This is a genomic window from Nostoc sp. DSM 114159 (assembly GCF_053470285.1).
Genome location: NZ_JBPFEH010000001.1, coordinates 6,260,548 through 6,276,448 on the forward strand (window position 1 = coordinate 6,260,548; position 15,901 = coordinate 6,276,448).

General features: G+C 41.8%; 14 protein-coding genes and 1 pseudogene. 9 read left to right on the plus strand and 6 right to left on the minus strand.

The genetic code is table 11. The features are described from left to right. The first annotated feature begins 151 nt into the window (after positions 1 to 151). The 4 genes from psbA to ACR5KR_RS26440 all read left to right on the plus strand — a co-directional run bounded on the left by psbA (position 152) and on the right by ACR5KR_RS26440 (position 6,129). Positions 152 to 1,255 (plus strand): photosystem II q(b) protein, encoded by a 1,104-nt coding sequence (gene psbA / locus ACR5KR_RS26425; protein ID WP_448268559.1) that lies wholly within the window; start codon positions 152 to 154, stop codon positions 1,253 to 1,255. 323 nt (positions 1,256 to 1,578) lie between these two features. Beyond that, positions 1,579 to 2,970, plus strand: coding sequence for a malic enzyme-like NAD(P)-binding protein (locus ACR5KR_RS26430; protein WP_445629809.1), 1,392 nt, complete (start codon positions 1,579 to 1,581; stop codon positions 2,968 to 2,970). A gap of 318 nt (positions 2,971 to 3,288) precedes the next feature. After that, entirely contained in the window at positions 3,289 to 5,574 is a 2,286-nt protein-coding gene (locus tag ACR5KR_RS26435; RefSeq protein WP_448268560.1) for a PhoD-like phosphatase, read from the plus strand. An 81-nt stretch (positions 5,575 to 5,655) separates the two neighbouring features. Further along, on the plus strand, positions 5,656 to 6,129 hold the full coding sequence (locus ACR5KR_RS26440) for a hypothetical protein (protein ID WP_448268561.1): 474 nt from the start codon (positions 5,656 to 5,658) through the stop codon (positions 6,127 to 6,129). Positions 6,130 to 6,179: 50 nt separating this feature from the next. Here ACR5KR_RS26440 and ACR5KR_RS26445 read toward each other — a convergent pair whose 3' ends face one another. Then, positions 6,180 to 6,569: a hypothetical protein gene (locus ACR5KR_RS26445; RefSeq protein WP_448268562.1), complete on the minus strand. Its 390-nt coding sequence runs from the start codon at positions 6,567 to 6,569 to the stop codon at positions 6,180 to 6,182. A gap of 446 nt (positions 6,570 to 7,015) precedes the next feature. On the opposite strand from ACR5KR_RS26445, the gene ACR5KR_RS26450 reads away from it, so the two are divergent. From ACR5KR_RS26450 to ACR5KR_RS26460, 3 genes are read left to right on the plus strand one after another with little or no spacing between them, the layout of a single operon-like run. Next, complete coding sequence (locus tag ACR5KR_RS26450) at positions 7,016 to 7,666, plus strand: Uma2 family endonuclease (RefSeq protein ID WP_448268563.1); 651 nt, start codon at positions 7,016 to 7,018, stop codon at positions 7,664 to 7,666. A 3-nt stretch (positions 7,667 to 7,669) separates the two neighbouring features. Further along, positions 7,670 to 7,849, plus strand: coding sequence for a hypothetical protein (locus ACR5KR_RS26455; protein WP_448268565.1), 180 nt, complete (start codon positions 7,670 to 7,672; stop codon positions 7,847 to 7,849). Positions 7,850 to 7,871: 22 nt separating this feature from the next. Further along, positions 7,872 to 9,410, plus strand: coding sequence for an ArnT family glycosyltransferase (locus ACR5KR_RS26460; RefSeq protein WP_448270344.1), 1,539 nt, complete (start codon positions 7,872 to 7,874; stop codon positions 9,408 to 9,410). A gap of 95 nt (positions 9,411 to 9,505) precedes the next feature. Here the strand turns inward: ACR5KR_RS26460 and ACR5KR_RS26465 are convergent, their stop codons facing one another. Both ACR5KR_RS26465 and ACR5KR_RS26470 read right to left on the minus strand, forming a co-directional pair. After that, on the minus strand, positions 9,506 to 11,491 hold the full coding sequence (locus ACR5KR_RS26465; protein WP_445629804.1) for a DMT family transporter: 1,986 nt from the start codon (positions 11,489 to 11,491) through the stop codon (positions 9,506 to 9,508). A 45-nt stretch (positions 11,492 to 11,536) separates the two neighbouring features. Next, positions 11,537 to 12,844, minus strand: a complete 1,308-nt coding sequence (locus ACR5KR_RS26470) for a mannosyltransferase family protein (RefSeq protein ID WP_448268566.1) — start codon at positions 12,842 to 12,844, stop codon at positions 11,537 to 11,539. Between the two features lie 294 nt (positions 12,845 to 13,138). Here ACR5KR_RS26470 and ACR5KR_RS26475 point away from each other — a divergent pair, with 294 nt between their 5' ends. Continuing rightward, a complete protein-coding gene (locus ACR5KR_RS26475) occupies positions 13,139 to 13,297 on the plus strand; it encodes a hypothetical protein (protein WP_445629802.1) in 159 nt (52 codons plus the stop codon). Positions 13,298 to 13,311: 14 nt separating this feature from the next. Beyond that, entirely contained in the window at positions 13,312 to 14,508 is a 1,197-nt protein-coding gene (locus ACR5KR_RS26480; RefSeq protein WP_445629801.1) for a 1-deoxy-D-xylulose-5-phosphate reductoisomerase, read from the plus strand. 197 nt (positions 14,509 to 14,705) lie between these two features. Here ACR5KR_RS26480 and ACR5KR_RS26485 read toward each other — a convergent pair whose 3' ends face one another. The 3 genes and pseudogenes from ACR5KR_RS26485 to ACR5KR_RS26495 all read right to left on the minus strand — a co-directional run. Further along, the gene (locus ACR5KR_RS26485) at positions 14,706 to 14,969 is read right to left on the minus strand and encodes a type II toxin-antitoxin system RelE family toxin (protein ID WP_445629800.1); all 264 of its coding nucleotides are present in this window, start codon (positions 14,967 to 14,969) and stop codon (positions 14,706 to 14,708) included. Beyond that, complete coding sequence (locus ACR5KR_RS26490) at positions 14,970 to 15,179, minus strand: hypothetical protein (protein WP_445629799.1); 210 nt, start codon at positions 15,177 to 15,179, stop codon at positions 14,970 to 14,972. Positions 15,180 to 15,296: 117 nt separating this feature from the next. Further along, positions 15,297 to 15,504: pseudogene (locus ACR5KR_RS26495) on the minus strand (type II toxin-antitoxin system RelE family toxin); the annotation flags it as partial. Positions 15,505 to 15,901: the final 397 nt, after the last annotated feature.

The window sequence follows — 15,901 nt, forward strand, 5'->3', positions numbered from 1 at the left end:
GTGAGTTAACAGCATTTTTGGTGTGAGGTAATTCCAGAGAGTCCCGGCTATTAGGGAGAAGGTATTTGGCAAAAGTCTTTGAAAACAGCTTAATTCTCAATTTTTAAGAATTGAGAAAGTTTGTTGTCACCGATTTATAAATAACACAGTTATGTCCACAACTCTAGGAAGAAGCGAAAGCGGCAACCTGTGGGATCGTTTCTGTCAATGGATTACTAGCACCGACAATCGGCTTTATATCGGCTGGTTCGGCGTTTTAATGATTCCTACCCTATTAACCGCTACCATCTGTTTCATTATTGCCTTTATTGCTGCACCACCCGTTGATATTGACGGCATTCGGGAGCCAGTTTCTGGTTCTTTATTATACGGCAATAACATCATCACTGGTGCTGTTGTACCTACTTCTAATGCAATTGGTTTGCACTTCTACCCAATTTGGGAAGCTGCTTCAATGGATGAATGGCTCTACAACGGCGGCCCTTATCAACTCATTGTCTTGCACTTCTTGATTGGGATCTTCTGCTGGCTCGGTCGGCAATGGGAGTTAAGCTATCGTTTGGGGATGCGTCCTTGGATTTGCGTTGCTTACTCTGCGCCTGTAGCTGCTGCAACTTCGGTTTTCTTAATTTATCCAATTGGTCAAGGTAGCTTTTCTGATGGGATGCCTCTGGGCATTAGCGGCACTTTTAATTTCATGTTGGTATTCCAAGCCGAGCATAATATTCTCATGCACCCATTCCATGAATTAGGTGTAGCTGCGGTGTTCGGTGGTGCTTTTTTCGCAGCAATGCACGGTTCTTTGGTGTCTTCCTCTCTAGTCAGAGAGACAACAGAAGCTGAATCTATAAACTATGGTTACAGGTTTGGACAAGAACAAGAAACCTATAGCATCGTAGCAGCTCACGGTTACTTTGGGCGGTTAATTTGGCAATATGCCAGCTTTAACAACTCGCGTTCCTTGCACTTTTTCTTGGCTGCTTGGCCTGTAGTTGGGATCTGGTTGACGGCATTGGGCATCAGTACGATGGCGTTCAACCTCAACGGGTTTAACTTTAACCAATCAATTCTTGACTCTAAAGGTCATGTAGTTAATACATGGGCTGATGTACTAAACCGGGCCAATTTGGGTATAGAAGTGATGCACGAACGCAATGCTCACAACTTCCCTCTGGATTTAGCGGCGGGTGAGGCAGTACCAGTGGCAACGATGTCTACGACAGGCGTAGCTGCGGCACCTGTAATTCACGGTTAATTGTAAGTTAAAATTCACTGCGCTCTCTGTATGGAGGGCGCTTTTTTCGTGCATGAAGCTATAGTTATACAAATATTTACACAGATAAAATATAAAAAAAATATCTGGTGTATTTGGGTACAATTACTAAATTGTTACTCATTTATATTAGTGAATGCATTGGTATAAATAAAAATAATTATCAAAACTGTGAGCAGTAGATAAACTAACTACTGATGATTATCCCTGGATACATACATTGTGTTTTCACAGACTACAAATCTCAAATTTTAGTTTTTGTCTCAATTCAATATAAAATCTAAAACTTAAAATCTAAAATCAACATGGCAGACCTAACTCCTAATTCTAGTTTTAGTTTGACACTGCGCTTGCAGATTCCCAATCGTGTAGGGATGTTGGCGTCAGTAACACATGCGATCGCAACCTGTGGCGGTAATCTCGGTCAAATCGATTTAATCGAGCAAACCCGCAAAGAGTCCACCCGCGATCTGACTGTAGATGCTGCTAGTACTGAACACGCTGAAACCATTGTGCAAGCAATCAAAGCCTTGCCAGATATCAAGTTACTCAGTGTTTACGATCGCACCTTTAATTTGCATCGCGGTGGCAAAATCAGCATTAGCAGTAGAATTCCCCTGAAGAGTGTTTCCGATTTGGCAATGGCTTACACGCCCGGAGTCGGTCGAATTTGTACAGCGATCGCTCAAGACCCAGAGGAAGTTTACAACTTAACCATCAAACAAAACACTGTTGCCATTGTTACCGATGGTAGTGCCGTTTTAGGTTTGGGAAATCTCGGCCCAGCTGCCGCCTTACCAGTTATGGAAGGCAAAGCAATGCTATTCAAAGAATTTGCAGGGCTGGATGCTTTTCCCATTTGTCTCGCCACCCAAGATACAGAAGAAATTATCCAGGCAGTTAAAAATATTGCTCCGGTGTTTGGAGGCGTGAATTTAGAAGATATCGCTGCACCTCGCTGCTTTGAAATCGAAAAGAGATTACGCCAAGAGTTAGATATCCCCGTTTTTCACGACGATCAGCACGGTACAGCAATTGTCACCTTGGCTGCGTTATTTAATTCTTTGAAACTGGTACATAAATCCTTAGCAGAAATCAAGATCGTGATTAACGGTGCTGGGGCGGCGGGAGTGGCGATCGCTCGGTTACTGCGTAAAGCTGGAGCAGAAAAAATCTGGATGTGCGACTCTAAAGGGATTCTCTCTACCAGTCGCAGCGATTTGACAGAAGAAAAACTCGAATTTGCTGTGAAAGGTCAGGGTACATTAGCGGGTGCAATGCAAGGGGCTGATGTGTTTATTGGTGTCAGCGCACCAGGAGTTTTGACACCAGAAATGGTGCAATCGATGGCGAAAGATCCAATTATCTTTGCAATGGCAAATCCGATTCCAGAGATTCAGCCAGAATTAATCAGTAAAGATGTGGCTGTCATTGCGACCGGTCGTAGCGATTACCCAAATCAAATCAATAACGTCCTTGCTTTTCCTGGGGTATTCCGTGGTGCTTTAGATTGTCGGGCACAGACAATTACCATCAAAATGTACCTAGAAGCTGCAAGTGCGATCGCTTCTTTAGTTAAGCCATCTGACTTAAATCGGGAACATATTATTCCTTCCGTCTTCGATGAGCGCGTTGTCACTGCTGTTGCTGCGGCTGTGCAACGTGCCGCACGAGAAGAAGGCATCGCGCGGAATTAATTAACTAAGGGACTTCCAAATAAAAAAATATTCAATTATTGATTGTAGGGTGGGCAACATAAGCGCCCAGTTTATATGGCGCTCATGTTGCCCACCCCACAATATTGGATAGTTTATTTCTTGGAGTTTCCTAAAATAATCACTTTTATGAGATGCGCGTCTCGCTCGTCCCTGAACTTTTAGGCTGCAATCAATTTGCGCTATAAACTGATGTTAAACAGATAAGAATTGATGCATGATTGGTGATTAGATGAGTTGGGGCTACCAATTTAGGAGCAAAGTAACACATCTAAAACACCATCATGTCAACTGTTTGCAATGAAGTATCAAATTGGGGACGAGTTTTTACAAGAACTACCACTGATTTTAGCGGGGCCAATCCTCAAATATACTGAGCCAGAGTCTGTGACAGTATGGGTCGCACTCAAACAGTCTTGTCAGGTAAAACTTAAGGTTTATGACACAACAAATGATGGTGAAGTAATAGGAAATTGCTTATTGGAGGGAGAACGCTCTACCTTTGCTCTGGGTAAGTATCTTCATGTAGTTGCCATCACGGCTCGGTCTACAATTGGACATCGCTTAACTGGAGGTCGCATCTATGCATACGACCTCCAGTTTACTGTTGCTGACCAAACCCTGCAAATGCAACAAGCATTATGTTCAAACTCCTTTCCTCCAGTCAGCATCAGCTACTTCGATCATCGAAAACCAACCTTTGTTCTACCGCCAAACCGTTTTCAAGATTTGCAAATTGTCCATGCTTCCTGCCGTAAACCTCATGGGCATGGGTTTGATGCACTGCCAATTCTCGATAGTATGATTCAGGCGTCAGCAAATCAACCCCAGCACCGACCTCACCAGCTGTTTCTCACGGGAGATCAAATTTATGGAGATGATGTAGCAGAACCATCTCTGTGGGTTGCAACTACTCTTGGTGATGCCCTCTTGGGTTGGGAAGAACGACTTCCGGTAAATGGAGTGTATTGCACTCCCCAGCAGCTACCCCCTAGAGAACGGGCTGATGCTGCGACAAATCAAGCTGGTTTGACGGCAGGATTACATAATAAAGCAGAGAAAGTCAACAGTCATCTTTTCAGTCTGGGTGAATATTACGCTACTTATTTACTCGCTTGGTCGCCAGTGTGCTGGCCGACAACATTTCCCAAAGGACACCAAGTAATGCGCGATCGCCATGCTATCAAAGACTGGAATCGCGCAGTCAAGCATTTGCGACAATTCATCTATACCCTTTGGAAAGTGCGCCGCGCCCTTGCCAATATCCCCATGTACACCATCTTTGATGACCATGATGTTACTGATGACTGGAATTTGAACCAAGCTTGGTGTTTGCGCGTGCTGGGGCGACCATTAGGGCGAAGAATAGTCCAAAATGCATTGTTAGCTTATACGGTATTTCAAGGTTGGGGCAATACACCAGAGCAATTTGCAGAAGGAAAATCAGGTGAAAAGTTGTTGGCGGCTGCACAAGCTTGGTCAGCTTCCGAAGGAAGAGATGCAAAGGCTGATGAAGCGATCGCTCGTTATCTAGGTATGCCAGCCAACGATCCTCACACAGACTTACCTATTTTAGTCCGAGACGGCGCGGTATTTATTCTGGATCGAGATCCAAAAGCGCTGACTTGGCATTATATAGTCAGGAGCGATTGCCATGAAGTAATTGTGCTGGATACACGTACATGGCGGGGTTATCCAGCCGATCAAAAACCAATTGCGCCGCCGATGCTGTTGTGTCCCAAAGCATTTGAGCAACAACTACTTTTGCCTTTACAACAAGTAACTGAACAAACTGAAATTAAAACTACATTTGTGATTGCGCCCACAAACGTTTTTGGATTACAAGTGATTGATTGGATTCATCATTGGCACTTAAACCAGGAGAAAGTTTTTTCAACAGATGTTGGAGATGCTTGGAATATTAATGTTGAAGCACTGGCGAAATTTCTAACTACTTTGTTTGAGGAACGTCAACAAGTCGTGATTCTATCTGGGGATATTCACTACAGTTCTGTTGCTCACTTATCTTATGCACGCACCCATTCCAAATTACAATCTGTCTTAGTACAGCTAACCGCTAGTGCATTGAAGAATGAAGAAATGTTGACGCGGTTGATTCATACACGATTGAAAGATTGGCTGCTACCAGAACAGGTACGACATTGGATCGGCTGGATAAAGCCACCCAATATGGTAGAAATTTCCGAGAAACAATTACACCATAATCCTCAACTGCTGAATGACCCTGACTGGCATTGTGTACTGGAGTGGATACCTCGAAACAGCGTTCAGACTTCTACTTACACAGCAGATATATTATCATTGATAGCTCCTTGGAAACGAGCCGAAAATGCCAAATGGAAATGGTTACAACCTCTAATTTTTTGGAAATCTCGTTGGTTTCAGGAGGGACGAGAAGTAGTTGGATTGAATAATTTAGCTCTGGTTCACTTTGAGTTAGCAGATGAAAGTAATTATTGCAAAGTTATGCAAGATTTATACTGGTTTTCTTGTTGGTATCCAACCCAAATTGTTTACAGCCGTTTTGAGAGCCAGTTAACGCCCAATCAGTCTTTATTACGATGATCGGTTTTGCTATGTGAATGGAAAGTTTAGTTGTATATGTGGGCACTCTAGACTGAAGAAACATACTGGAGAGTGATTTCTATGTCTACGACCCCAATTAGTGCAACATTGGCACAAACAGACAGAGATGCTGTGTTGCAAGCGATCGCCACCATTAAAGAAAAGCTACCATTTTTGGTTGATTTGAGTGCCGACGATCGCAAGACTTTACCCAAGATGGGCGATAAGAGTCGGGCGTTTGTCAGCAAAGCATTAGAGGTGGCGGCGCAGAATCCAGAGTTTTTACCGCGATCGTTTGATTTGGATGAAATGCGAAAGGATGTGCAATTATTTGAAGCTTTGTATCCGGTGTTGTTGTCGTTGACGCAGTTACAAGAGTTGGTAGATGATACATCTCTTGCAGTCGGTAGTGAAGCTTATGCAGCCGCGTTGCAGGTGTATAACTACGCGAAAGCCAGTGGACAAGGTGCGGGTTTAGATGCAGTGGTAGTGGAAATGGGACAACGATTTGCTCGTAAACCTGGAAAATCCAAGTCTCAAAAAGCAACGTTGTAGAAAATAGCTCGGTACTTGCACTTAAAAGATGCCACGTTGAAGCTCAGAATTTAAATGTTGGAGTTAAAAGCACGACATTTCGAGTTCTGAGCTTTATTTTTTGAGTTCAAAGGCTCAACGTTCAAGCAAAAAGGTGCAACGTTCGAGCAAAAAGGTGCAACTTTCGAGTTCAAAGGTGCAACTTTCAAGCAAAAAGGTGCAACTTTTGAGTTCAAAGGCTCAACGTTCAAGCAAAAAGGTGCAAATTTCGAGTTCAAAGGTGCAACGTTCAAGCAAAAAGGTGCAACGTTCGAGTAAAAAGGTGCAACTTCCAAGTTCAAAGGTGCAACGTTCAAGCAAAAAGGTGCAACTTCCGAGTTCAGAGGCTCAACGTTCGAGTAAAAAGGTCGAACTTCCGAGTTGTGTAGGTTGGGTTGAGGAACGAAACCCAACATTTTCATAGCTTTGTTGGGTTGCGCTTTGCTTAACCCAACCTACAATTTTTCTTAACTGAACTGTATTGAGTTTAAAGGTTGAAAGTTGAGATTTTGAGAGCGATCGCAGACGCATAATATCTCAAAAGCTAGACTCGTCGCCAAACTTGGCAACCGCTTCAACCAGAGCAGATTCTCCAGATTGTGAGCAATAAGCCAAAAAATCAAAGTGCATTTATATTTGAGGCACTTTAAAAAGTTTTAGATCGGTAGTGGGTTGCTCCATTTGTGAAAGCAATTGAGGCTGCGGTGAAAGGAGAATAAACTAAGTTGAGTAAATAAAGCGATCGCCTTCTAACCCCCATCATCCAACCTCAGAACTCGAAGGTTGCACTTCAGAGGTTAAAGAGTCGAGCTAGGAGTTTAGAATTTAAGTTACAAGAGATATAGCTTACTGGCAGAAGGGTTAGACAATGAGTGAAACTCAGACCCAGTTACCGACAGATACATGGATTTGTGCTTCTTGGCAGGAGTATGAGCAGATAGTCGCTAACTTGCTCAACGAGAAGGCAAAGAGTTACTACTACAAAGGACACATGAGGCTGGAGATGCCACCAGTTAGTTTTGCTCATGGTAAAGACCATGTGATAATTATTTTTGCTGTAACTCTATTTACCGCACTTAAAGGAATATTGGCGACAGGTTTAGACACAACCACCTTTCGTAAAACTGGTATTCAGGATTGTCAGCCTGATGTGGCGTATTACCTTAGAGAACATACCCAAACTATCCCAGCAGGTACAGGAATCGTCAACCTAGATCGCTATCCTGCACCAGATTTAGTGATTGAAATTGCGAAAACATCTCTGCTGGATGACTTGGGTACAAAGCGAGCGCTCTACGAAGAATTGGGTATTGCTGAATACTGGGTAGTAGATGTCCAAAATGCCGAAATTATAGCTTATGCGATCGCAGATCGAGGCAGTAAACGTATTCAAGAATCACAAGTATTGCCTGGATTGGTAATTGCAATTTTAGAAGAAGCCTTACGCCGAAGTTGTGAAATAAGTCAATCTGAAGTTTGCGCTTGGTTATTGAGCCAGTTTCAGCAAAAGGAGGGTTGAACTTTGGCAGTTTGGAGCATTGTTAATTACTCACAACTTCCATTAGATTTACGATTGGATTCCGAGTATTATCAGCCTGAGTATCTATTTCAGGAGAAGAAAATCTCAAATCTTCATCCAAGATACTTACAAAATTTAGCAATGATTTCTGATGGAAATCATCTAACGATTAGTGAGGTTTGAGATGATTATCTCGATTTTAAATATGCGTCTATTCCGAGAAAAAAAATGGTTATTTAGTTTACTGATAATATCTCTATTTCTATGGCTGATATTTTTGGGAAACTCCGCTTTAAGAGATTGGGATGAAGGTACTGTGGCACAAGTTGCCCGTGAAATTTGGCGTGCCCCGCTTGGTTCAATGCATTGGCTTTACCCCACACTGGGAGGACAACCTTATCATAATAAGCCACCCCTGATGCACTTGTTAATTGCTTGGACTTACTCGATCGCAGGCGTGAATGAGTGGACAACGCGTCTACCGGGTGCAGTATTAACTGCCTTGGGCGTGCCTTTGCTTTACTTGGTGGGATGTTTGCTTTTTAACCAAATACCAGCTCTGTTTAGCGCTTTAGTTTACCTGACGATGTTGCCTGTAGTGCGTCACGGAAGGCTAGCAATGCTAGATGGTACAATTATCACCTTTTTCTTGCTGCTGTTGTTTTGTTTGCTAAAAGCACGACAGAATCGCCGATATGCTCTCGGTGTGGGATTTTGTCTGGGGTTAATCGCTCTCACCAAAGGGATGATAGTTTTACCGCTAGGGGCGATCGCTTTTTTATTCCTGATTGCAGATCGGCAGTTTGCTTTGTTAACAAGTCCCTATTTATTAGTGGGAATATTTTTTGGAAATGCACCTGCGATCGCTTGGTTTGTCGCTCAATGGCAACATTATGGCGAAACTTTCTTTCAAGTGAACTTTCAAACACAAACTTTTGATCGCCTGACACAATCTGTTGAAGGTCATAGCGGGCCACCTTGGTACTATTTAATTGAGTTAATTAAATATAGTTTTCCTTGGCTACTATTTTTCCCAGGAGGTTTTTATCTAGCTTGGAAAAAACGTCATACTACCTGGGGTCGCTTAATTCTTATTGGCATAATTATTTACTTAGGGACTATTTCTTTAATGAGAACTAAGCTGCCTTGGTATGTTATGCCTGTGTATCCATTTTTAGCTTTGGCAATTGGTGCTAAACTTAGCGAAATTTGGCAGTACGGTCATTTTAAGGTGCGAAGTTTGACAATATTTATAGCTATTATTGCTATTGCTGGTTTAGGAGGTTTTGTTTACTTTATTGTTGCAAAGAAAGAGCCGAGTTTAATAGTTATGAGCATTGTTTTGGCAATAACTATGAGCATTGCAGCATGGCTAATTAGACAACGCGATCGCAACTTTATTCCAGTGCTATTTTCTGGGATGTACTTAGTTTTAGCACTGTTAATGAGTTCGCAATCATGGATCTGGGAATTAAAGGAAGCTTTTCCAGTTAAACCAGTAGCAGAATTAATTCGGGCAAATGTTTCAACAGGAACACAAATTTATACTTCTTTTGCTTATGGGCGTCCCAGTTTAGACTTTTACTGCGATTGTAAGGTAACTCCTGCAACTGTTCCAACTTTACAACAAATGTTATCTAATAAATCTTATTTGCTGTTAGACAATGGGGCTTTGCAGCAAATCAATTTAACTGGTAGTCAAATTATCGGTTCGGCTCAAGGATTTACACTGGTTTCACCATAACTTAAATATGTAAGATATTTTACTTTTTTCATCTGAATGAATTTATCCTTTAGAGACATATTCTCTAAAATTTAACTTTGGATAAATCAGCGCTGCTACGATCCTTCGTTTGTTACTTGAACGATGGATTGACTAGATTGAGCTAGATAGATACCCATTAATACTACGGCAAAAGTCGCCCAGTCAAATAAACCTACTTGTTCTGCAAAAATAAACCAAGCAAAAATGGAAGCTAGAACTGGTTCTAAAAGAAGCGTGACGGCGACAACGCCTGAAGAAATTCTGCTAAGGCTATAAGCTAAAAGTCCCTGACCCAATACTTGGCAGAAGAGAGCTTGAAAAATTATGAAAAACCAACCCATCCAGGAATAAGGCAATAGTCTATCTTCGAGGAATGGGAGGACTGGTAATAGAAACATTGTTGTCACTCCACATCGCCACAGCATGATAGTTGCAGTGCTAAATCTGGTTCGGAGTCTTTCTATCAGCAGCATACACGTAGCCATGAAAACCGCAGTTAGCAATGCTAATGCATCACCTAATATTTGATCGGTTGCAAATTGTACCTTATTGAGTTCAAATGCGATCGCTCCACCCAAAGCGACGACCAGACCAATCACGAATCTATTGTCGAAACGCCGACCGAATAATAAATACCCAGCCAAAGCAACAAATAAAGAGTTCAAATTAGACAGTAAAGCCACGTTGGCAACACTAGTTTGACTCAGCGACCAAGCCCATAATAGAAGATAGGTTCCAGCAGAGGTTCCCATTGCCAACAATAGCCACACTTCTTGAGTTGTAAAAGGCTTCTGTTCTATAGATTGGTTATCAAGTAAGACAGGAGTAATGCTGCCCTCTGCCCCCTGCCTCCTGCCTCCTTCAATAGACTGCTGGTAGCGGAAAGCCTCAAGTCCATTCCACAAACCAAAGACAACTGTTGCAATCCAACTGCGATGAAATACTACAGCATTTGCACCAATTTCTTGTTGACACAATTTAGTCAAAGATGGTGCTAAGGATATGGGAATTAAGGCAAACAATAATGAGACAGTTCCCAATAAAGCCGGTGTTTCGGAGAATTGTTGCTTTAGTAATGACAGTTTAATCGTCATACTTTTAACGAAAATGTTAACTATATTGTTGACTGATTCCTGGAACGGGTAATTAATAGCAGCTTGGCTAGATATGGCTAAGTATAAACCCATTAAAACTACAGCGAAACCTATCCAATTCGAGAAAGTTAATTTTTCTGAAAAAATTACCAGAGCGAAAATGCCGCTAAATACTGGCTCTAACAGATGCACCAAGGAGACAACCACAGAGGAAAACTTGGCAAGGCTATAGGTTAAAAGCCCATGACCTAAAACTTGGCAAACCAGCGCCAAGCAAATTATCCACACCCACCCACTGACTGTAGAGGGGAAAAGCCGATCTTGAGTGAACAAAAGTATGGGGAAAATAGCTAGAGCGGCGATCGCACAGATCCACAATTGAATTGTAGCTGGAGAAAATTTAGTTCGTAATTTTTCTACGATCAGCAGGTATGCACTCAATAAAACCGCCGAAACGATCGCAGCCAAGCTGCCTTGAACCTCATCTGTAGCAATTTGCAACTCCTCAAATTCAATAGCGATCGCTCCCCCAAGGGCGATGAACATGCCAATCAGGAATTGCTTCTCAAAATCCTTACGAAATAGCAGCCACACCCCTAAACTAGTAAATATGGGAGCGAGATTATGCAACACACTAGAAATCGCAACACTAGTTTGAGTCAGCGACCAAGCTAACAAAACTAAAGTGGCAGCCCAAAGAATACCAGCACCTAGTAATAGCAACATATCCTGACTGGTGTAAGACTGCTGTTCTACAGGTTTGTCTGCGGAAAATCGTTGCCGTATTGCTTTGTATCCATGCCAGATCGAGAAGGCCACACTAGCAAGCCAAAAACGATTAAATACAGTTGCACTAGGGCTGAGTTCAATTTCGCTCAATTTCATAAAAATAGAGCCAAAAGATATGGCACCTACACCTAGAAATAATGAAGCGATCGCTATCTTCGTTTGATTGAATACATTCATTAGGAAATTTCAATTCAATTTCTTCGCAATAATGGATCGAACCCTTTAACCAACCCAATGCTCTTGGGCAAATCCTACAGCTATTTTGGCTAGTAATGTCACAAAAGCGCCTAATATTAAATATCCTTGACGAGGATAGTGAGATAGCAGCACACCAATGGCTATATTCAGAGGCACAATACCGTAGGCGAGACGGCTCAAAGAGATAGTACCTCCAGAGGCTAGCAGCAAACCAATACCACAAAAGCCATAAATAACTGTAACTGGGGTCAGTTGCGTGTGGAAGCGCCACAACACATAGCCACCACCCAAGACCATGAACAAGTTGAGGAAGTTATCGATCCACTGTTCGCTTGCCAGAATCAACAAAAATAAGACTAAAGCATAAAAGCTATAAAATAATTTTACAGAACCAAAACGTTGACGGAAATGCCATAAAAGATAGCCACTGACAACAATCGCCCCCAATAACAGGAGATACCAGGGGTCTTGAATCCCGCCAGAGGAGTTTTGCACCCAGCCAAATTGCCAATTTTTACTGCCAACGGCAATTTGCATGAACATATTTAACCAACCCTGCCAATCAAATCCGAGAGTTGGTCGCCATCCTCGCTGTGCTTCGATAAAAGCTAAAGGGTTGCCAAAATAAATCGCACAATACAAACTGAATAAAAGTATGCCAATAGCAGTAGTCAAAGCGGCTATATAGGCAATAGGTGGTCGGCGTTCTTTCCAGGCTGCGATCGCCAATGCTGGAATTAGTGCCATACCTGTAGGACGTGTTGCTGTCGCCATCGCGCCCCAAAGAGCAGTCCAGCCATATTGCTTTCGATCGAACGCCTGCAAAGTCGCCGTACTCAAAAACAAATACAGCCCCTCTGTGTAAATCACTCCCGTAAACATCGAAGCTGGATACAAAGAAAGCACAGCAGTTACCCAGTGTGCTGCATTGATGCCATAACAATCCTTGACCCAAAAGTACAAACAGTAAAGTGCTGCACAAAATGCCAAGTTGTTGATTAATGTGCCTGCCAATTCAAACGGTAAGCCCAACTCCATCAAAATCCAGATGCTTAAGGGAAACAGGGGAAAGAAGGCCAAATTATGTTGCTTGCCGTCATTCACAAATTCATAACCAGAAGTTGCGATCGCTCGATAATGGATACTATCCCAAGCATCAAAAACCCCCCAGCCAAAACGGGGCAAAAATTCCTCTGCTGGTAATGATAGTTTTGGCGCAACCAGCAACATAGCTGTCCAGATAAATATTCGACTGGCAAGCCATATTGCTGCTGGAAACAGGAAATCATTTTTCCATAAAATTTTTTTTATAACTATCTGAGCTTTGACCATAGGGTTGAGTGCTTCAACAAACTCCTTTATGCATCTTTCTACCTATGGCTGCAATCCAGCAATTTATCAGTAAGATTTTGCATATTAAATTCTCCACCAACATAATTAAGAAACTGGACAGATGAGTAATTAATTGAAATTATTTCCTATTTGGTTACTTTTGCCAATTCTCTCAGAATTTATCTTTTAAAATATAGTATTTATAAATACAAATTTTGTCTAGTTATATGAAAATTAAACCTTGTCTGGTTTGAGATCGTAGCAGGATTTCCGCCGTGCTAGCAGTCTATCGAGTTGAAATTAACGGATTGGGATTGGCACAAACAGGTACGCGAACAAGAAGACACGGGGATATTTTCTTTCTTTGCGTCTCTCCTCCTCGTTAGTGTATCGATTATGGCGATCGCTGTGATTAAAGAGTCCCCAGCAATTTATAGTGAGAGTTGTCTGTAAATCCTTAAGCAATTGTGAAAGCGATTACTCTCGTTGGTTCCACTGGTTCTATTGGTACTCAGACTTTAGATATTGTCACTCAGTACCCAGATCGATTTCGGATTGTGGGATTGGCAGCTGGGAACAATGTAGAGATGTTGGCTGCTCAAATTCGGCAGTTTCAGCCGGAAATAGCAGCCATTTGCTCAGAAGATAAATTACCAGCGCTCAAAGAAGCAATCATTGACCTCAATCCCCAACCGATTCTACTGGCTGGTGAGGCCGGAGTGATAGAAGTTGCCCGTTACGGCGATGCCCAAACCGTTGTCACTGGGATCGTTGGTTGTGCTGGTTTGCTACCGACGGTCGCAGCGATTGAAGCTGGTAAAGATATTGCCTTAGCAAACAAAGAAACTCTGATTGCTGGCGGTCCTGTGGTTCTACCCCTAGTCGAAAAACATGGTGTAAAATTACTCCCTGCTGATTCCGAACATTCCGCAATCTTTCAATGCCTCCAAGGTGTTCCCAAAGATGGCTTACGGAAAATTTTGCTGACTGCATCTGGTGGGGCTTTCCGCGACTGGGATGTAGAAAAGTTAGCAGATGTAACCGTTGCTGATGCCTTGAAGCATCCTAATTGGTCGATGGGACGGAAAATCACAGTAGACTCTGCTACTTTAATGAATAAAGGACTGGAAGTAATTGAGGCTCACTTCCTGTTTGGCTTGGATTATGACAATATCGAAATTGTCATTCATCCCCAGAGCATTATTCACTCACTGATTGAATTGCAAGATACTTCAGTTTTAGCCCAACTCGGCTGGCCAGATATGCGCTTACCCTTGCTGTATGCTTTATCTTGGCCCGATCGCATTTACACCAACTGGGAACGACTAGATTTGGTGAAAGCTGGAAATTTAACCTTCCGCGAACCAGATCATCAAAAGTATCCTTGTATGCAGTTGGCTTATGCTGTGGGTAAAGCTGGCGGTTCCATGCCAGCAGTGTTAAATGCCGCTAACGAACAAGCTGTAGCTTTATTTTTAGAAGAAAAAATTCGGTTTTTAGATATTCCTCGGTGTATCGAATGGGTGTGCGATCGCCATCAAAATAATAACCGTGTTAATCCCTCTTTAGATGACATTTTGGCAGCAGATCAATGGGCAAGACAAGAAGTTTTAATAGCAAGTGAAACGTTAGAAACTCAGTCGCGGATCATCTCTCTGCGATAAAAGCCTTTAATCAAATACCTAAAAGGCAGATTTTCTGGTTGGTTCTTGACCAATTCTTGTTTAGCCTTCAGCTTAATACTGAAGGCTAACGGTTATTCCTACAAATTACAGCATCCAGTATGCATCTACTATTGAATGTCAAAATCCGCTGATATTAGTACAAAAAAATAATTAGCCTTTAAAGCTCTAAACTGTCATTAAGGAAAATATCTGTAAATATCCTTTCTTTGCAATGCTCGAACAAAAACAATAGCATCATCAGAGATTGTTAATCCAATTCTGTAGTCTCCAATTCTAATACGATAATAATCTCCATCAGCTTTAAGTTTTTTGATATTGTTAACTTCTCCTAGATTTTCTGCCTTTTCCACTTCTTCAATTACGGCTTGTATTCTTTGCAGCAAAGTTTCATCTCTGATTTTACTCACATCTTTTTCAAAGCTCTTTTTGAACTCACACATTCATCCTTTATTTCCCAAAATCTTAAAAATCGCCTCCCTGCTGACTGTTTCTGTATCCTCACTTTCTTTAATAGCTTTTTCTAAAGCTATATCTTCAATAATTTCTGCTAACAAATCAGCAAATACTTCTTTCTGTTCTTGGATAACTTCGGTGAGTGCGGTTTTAAATAGTTGCTTAATTTTTTCTTCGTCAAGGTTAAGTTCTGTCATATAAATTCCTTAAGCTTTGGATTGATACTAGCATGGCGATCGCCCTTCAATACCATAAACCTCAATAAATGCGTAGACACACAGCGGCTTGTCGTCTGACATCGCCCCTATAAATCTCTAACCCAGCAAACGTTTGAGTTGCTTATAAACTTTATCGTCGTTACGTTTACCTACTAAAATCACTTCAACCAAATCTGCATCTATATCAAAGCGGTAAACAATACGATATTCTCTCTTATTCTACGCGATAGTATCCTGGATAACCAGTTAATTCTTTATAATCTGCGGGTAAGGGGTCAACATTCAGTGACATTGCTTTATTTGCCCTTCATCCCATCAACAATAAATGCATAGACGCATAGTGGCTTGTCGTCAAACATCGCACTTCATCTCATCAACAATAAATGCGATCGCAGTCCCTCCCAAAGTACTAAAATGCGATCGCACTTTCACAACATCACAAATGCGTAGCGTGGCTATTTACTTTCAGGGCAAATTTCTTTTCACCAATCGGGACGGGAAGCGAGGTATTCTTTTAAATGGTTGCAACCTCGCGTTAGTATACAACAGCCTTTTCAGTCTCAGGATGTTTTCAAAAATCAAATCGCAGTCCTAATCTAACTATTGTATCTTGTGATTATTGATACAAAAATTTTAAAAAGTCTTTCCAGTAATTTTGCCAAATTGCCAAATAAGTTGCCTTTTACCCGAATAATTGGATG

Bases quoted from the DNA above. Each gene is read 5' to 3' on its own strand.
- psbA (WP_448268559.1), top strand. From the start codon at position 152: ATGTCCACAACTCTAGGAAGAAGCGAAAGCGGCAACCTGTGGGATCGT.
- ACR5KR_RS26430 (WP_445629809.1), top strand. From the start codon at position 1,579: ATGGCAGACCTAACTCCTAATTCTAGTTTTAGTTTGACACTGCGCTTG.
- ACR5KR_RS26435 (WP_448268560.1), top strand. From the start codon at position 3,289: ATGAAGTATCAAATTGGGGACGAGTTTTTACAAGAACTACCACTGATT.
- ACR5KR_RS26440 (WP_448268561.1), top strand. From the start codon at position 5,656: ATGTCTACGACCCCAATTAGTGCAACATTGGCACAAACAGACAGAGAT.
- ACR5KR_RS26445 (WP_448268562.1), bottom strand. From the start codon at position 6,569: ATGAAAATGTTGGGTTTCGTTCCTCAACCCAACCTACACAACTCGGAA.
- ACR5KR_RS26450 (WP_448268563.1), top strand. From the start codon at position 7,016: ATGAGTGAAACTCAGACCCAGTTACCGACAGATACATGGATTTGTGCT.
- ACR5KR_RS26460 (WP_448270344.1), top strand. From the start codon at position 7,872: ATGCGTCTATTCCGAGAAAAAAAATGGTTATTTAGTTTACTGATAATA.
- ACR5KR_RS26465 (WP_445629804.1), bottom strand. From the start codon at position 11,491: ATGAATGTATTCAATCAAACGAAGATAGCGATCGCTTCATTATTTCTA.
- ACR5KR_RS26470 (WP_448268566.1), bottom strand. From the start codon at position 12,844: ATGGTCAAAGCTCAGATAGTTATAAAAAAAATTTTATGGAAAAATGAT.
- ACR5KR_RS26485 (WP_445629800.1), bottom strand. From the start codon at position 14,969: ATGTGTGAGTTCAAAAAGAGCTTTGAAAAAGATGTGAGTAAAATCAGA.
- ACR5KR_RS26490 (WP_445629799.1), bottom strand. From the start codon at position 15,179: ATGACAGAACTTAACCTTGACGAAGAAAAAATTAAGCAACTATTTAAA.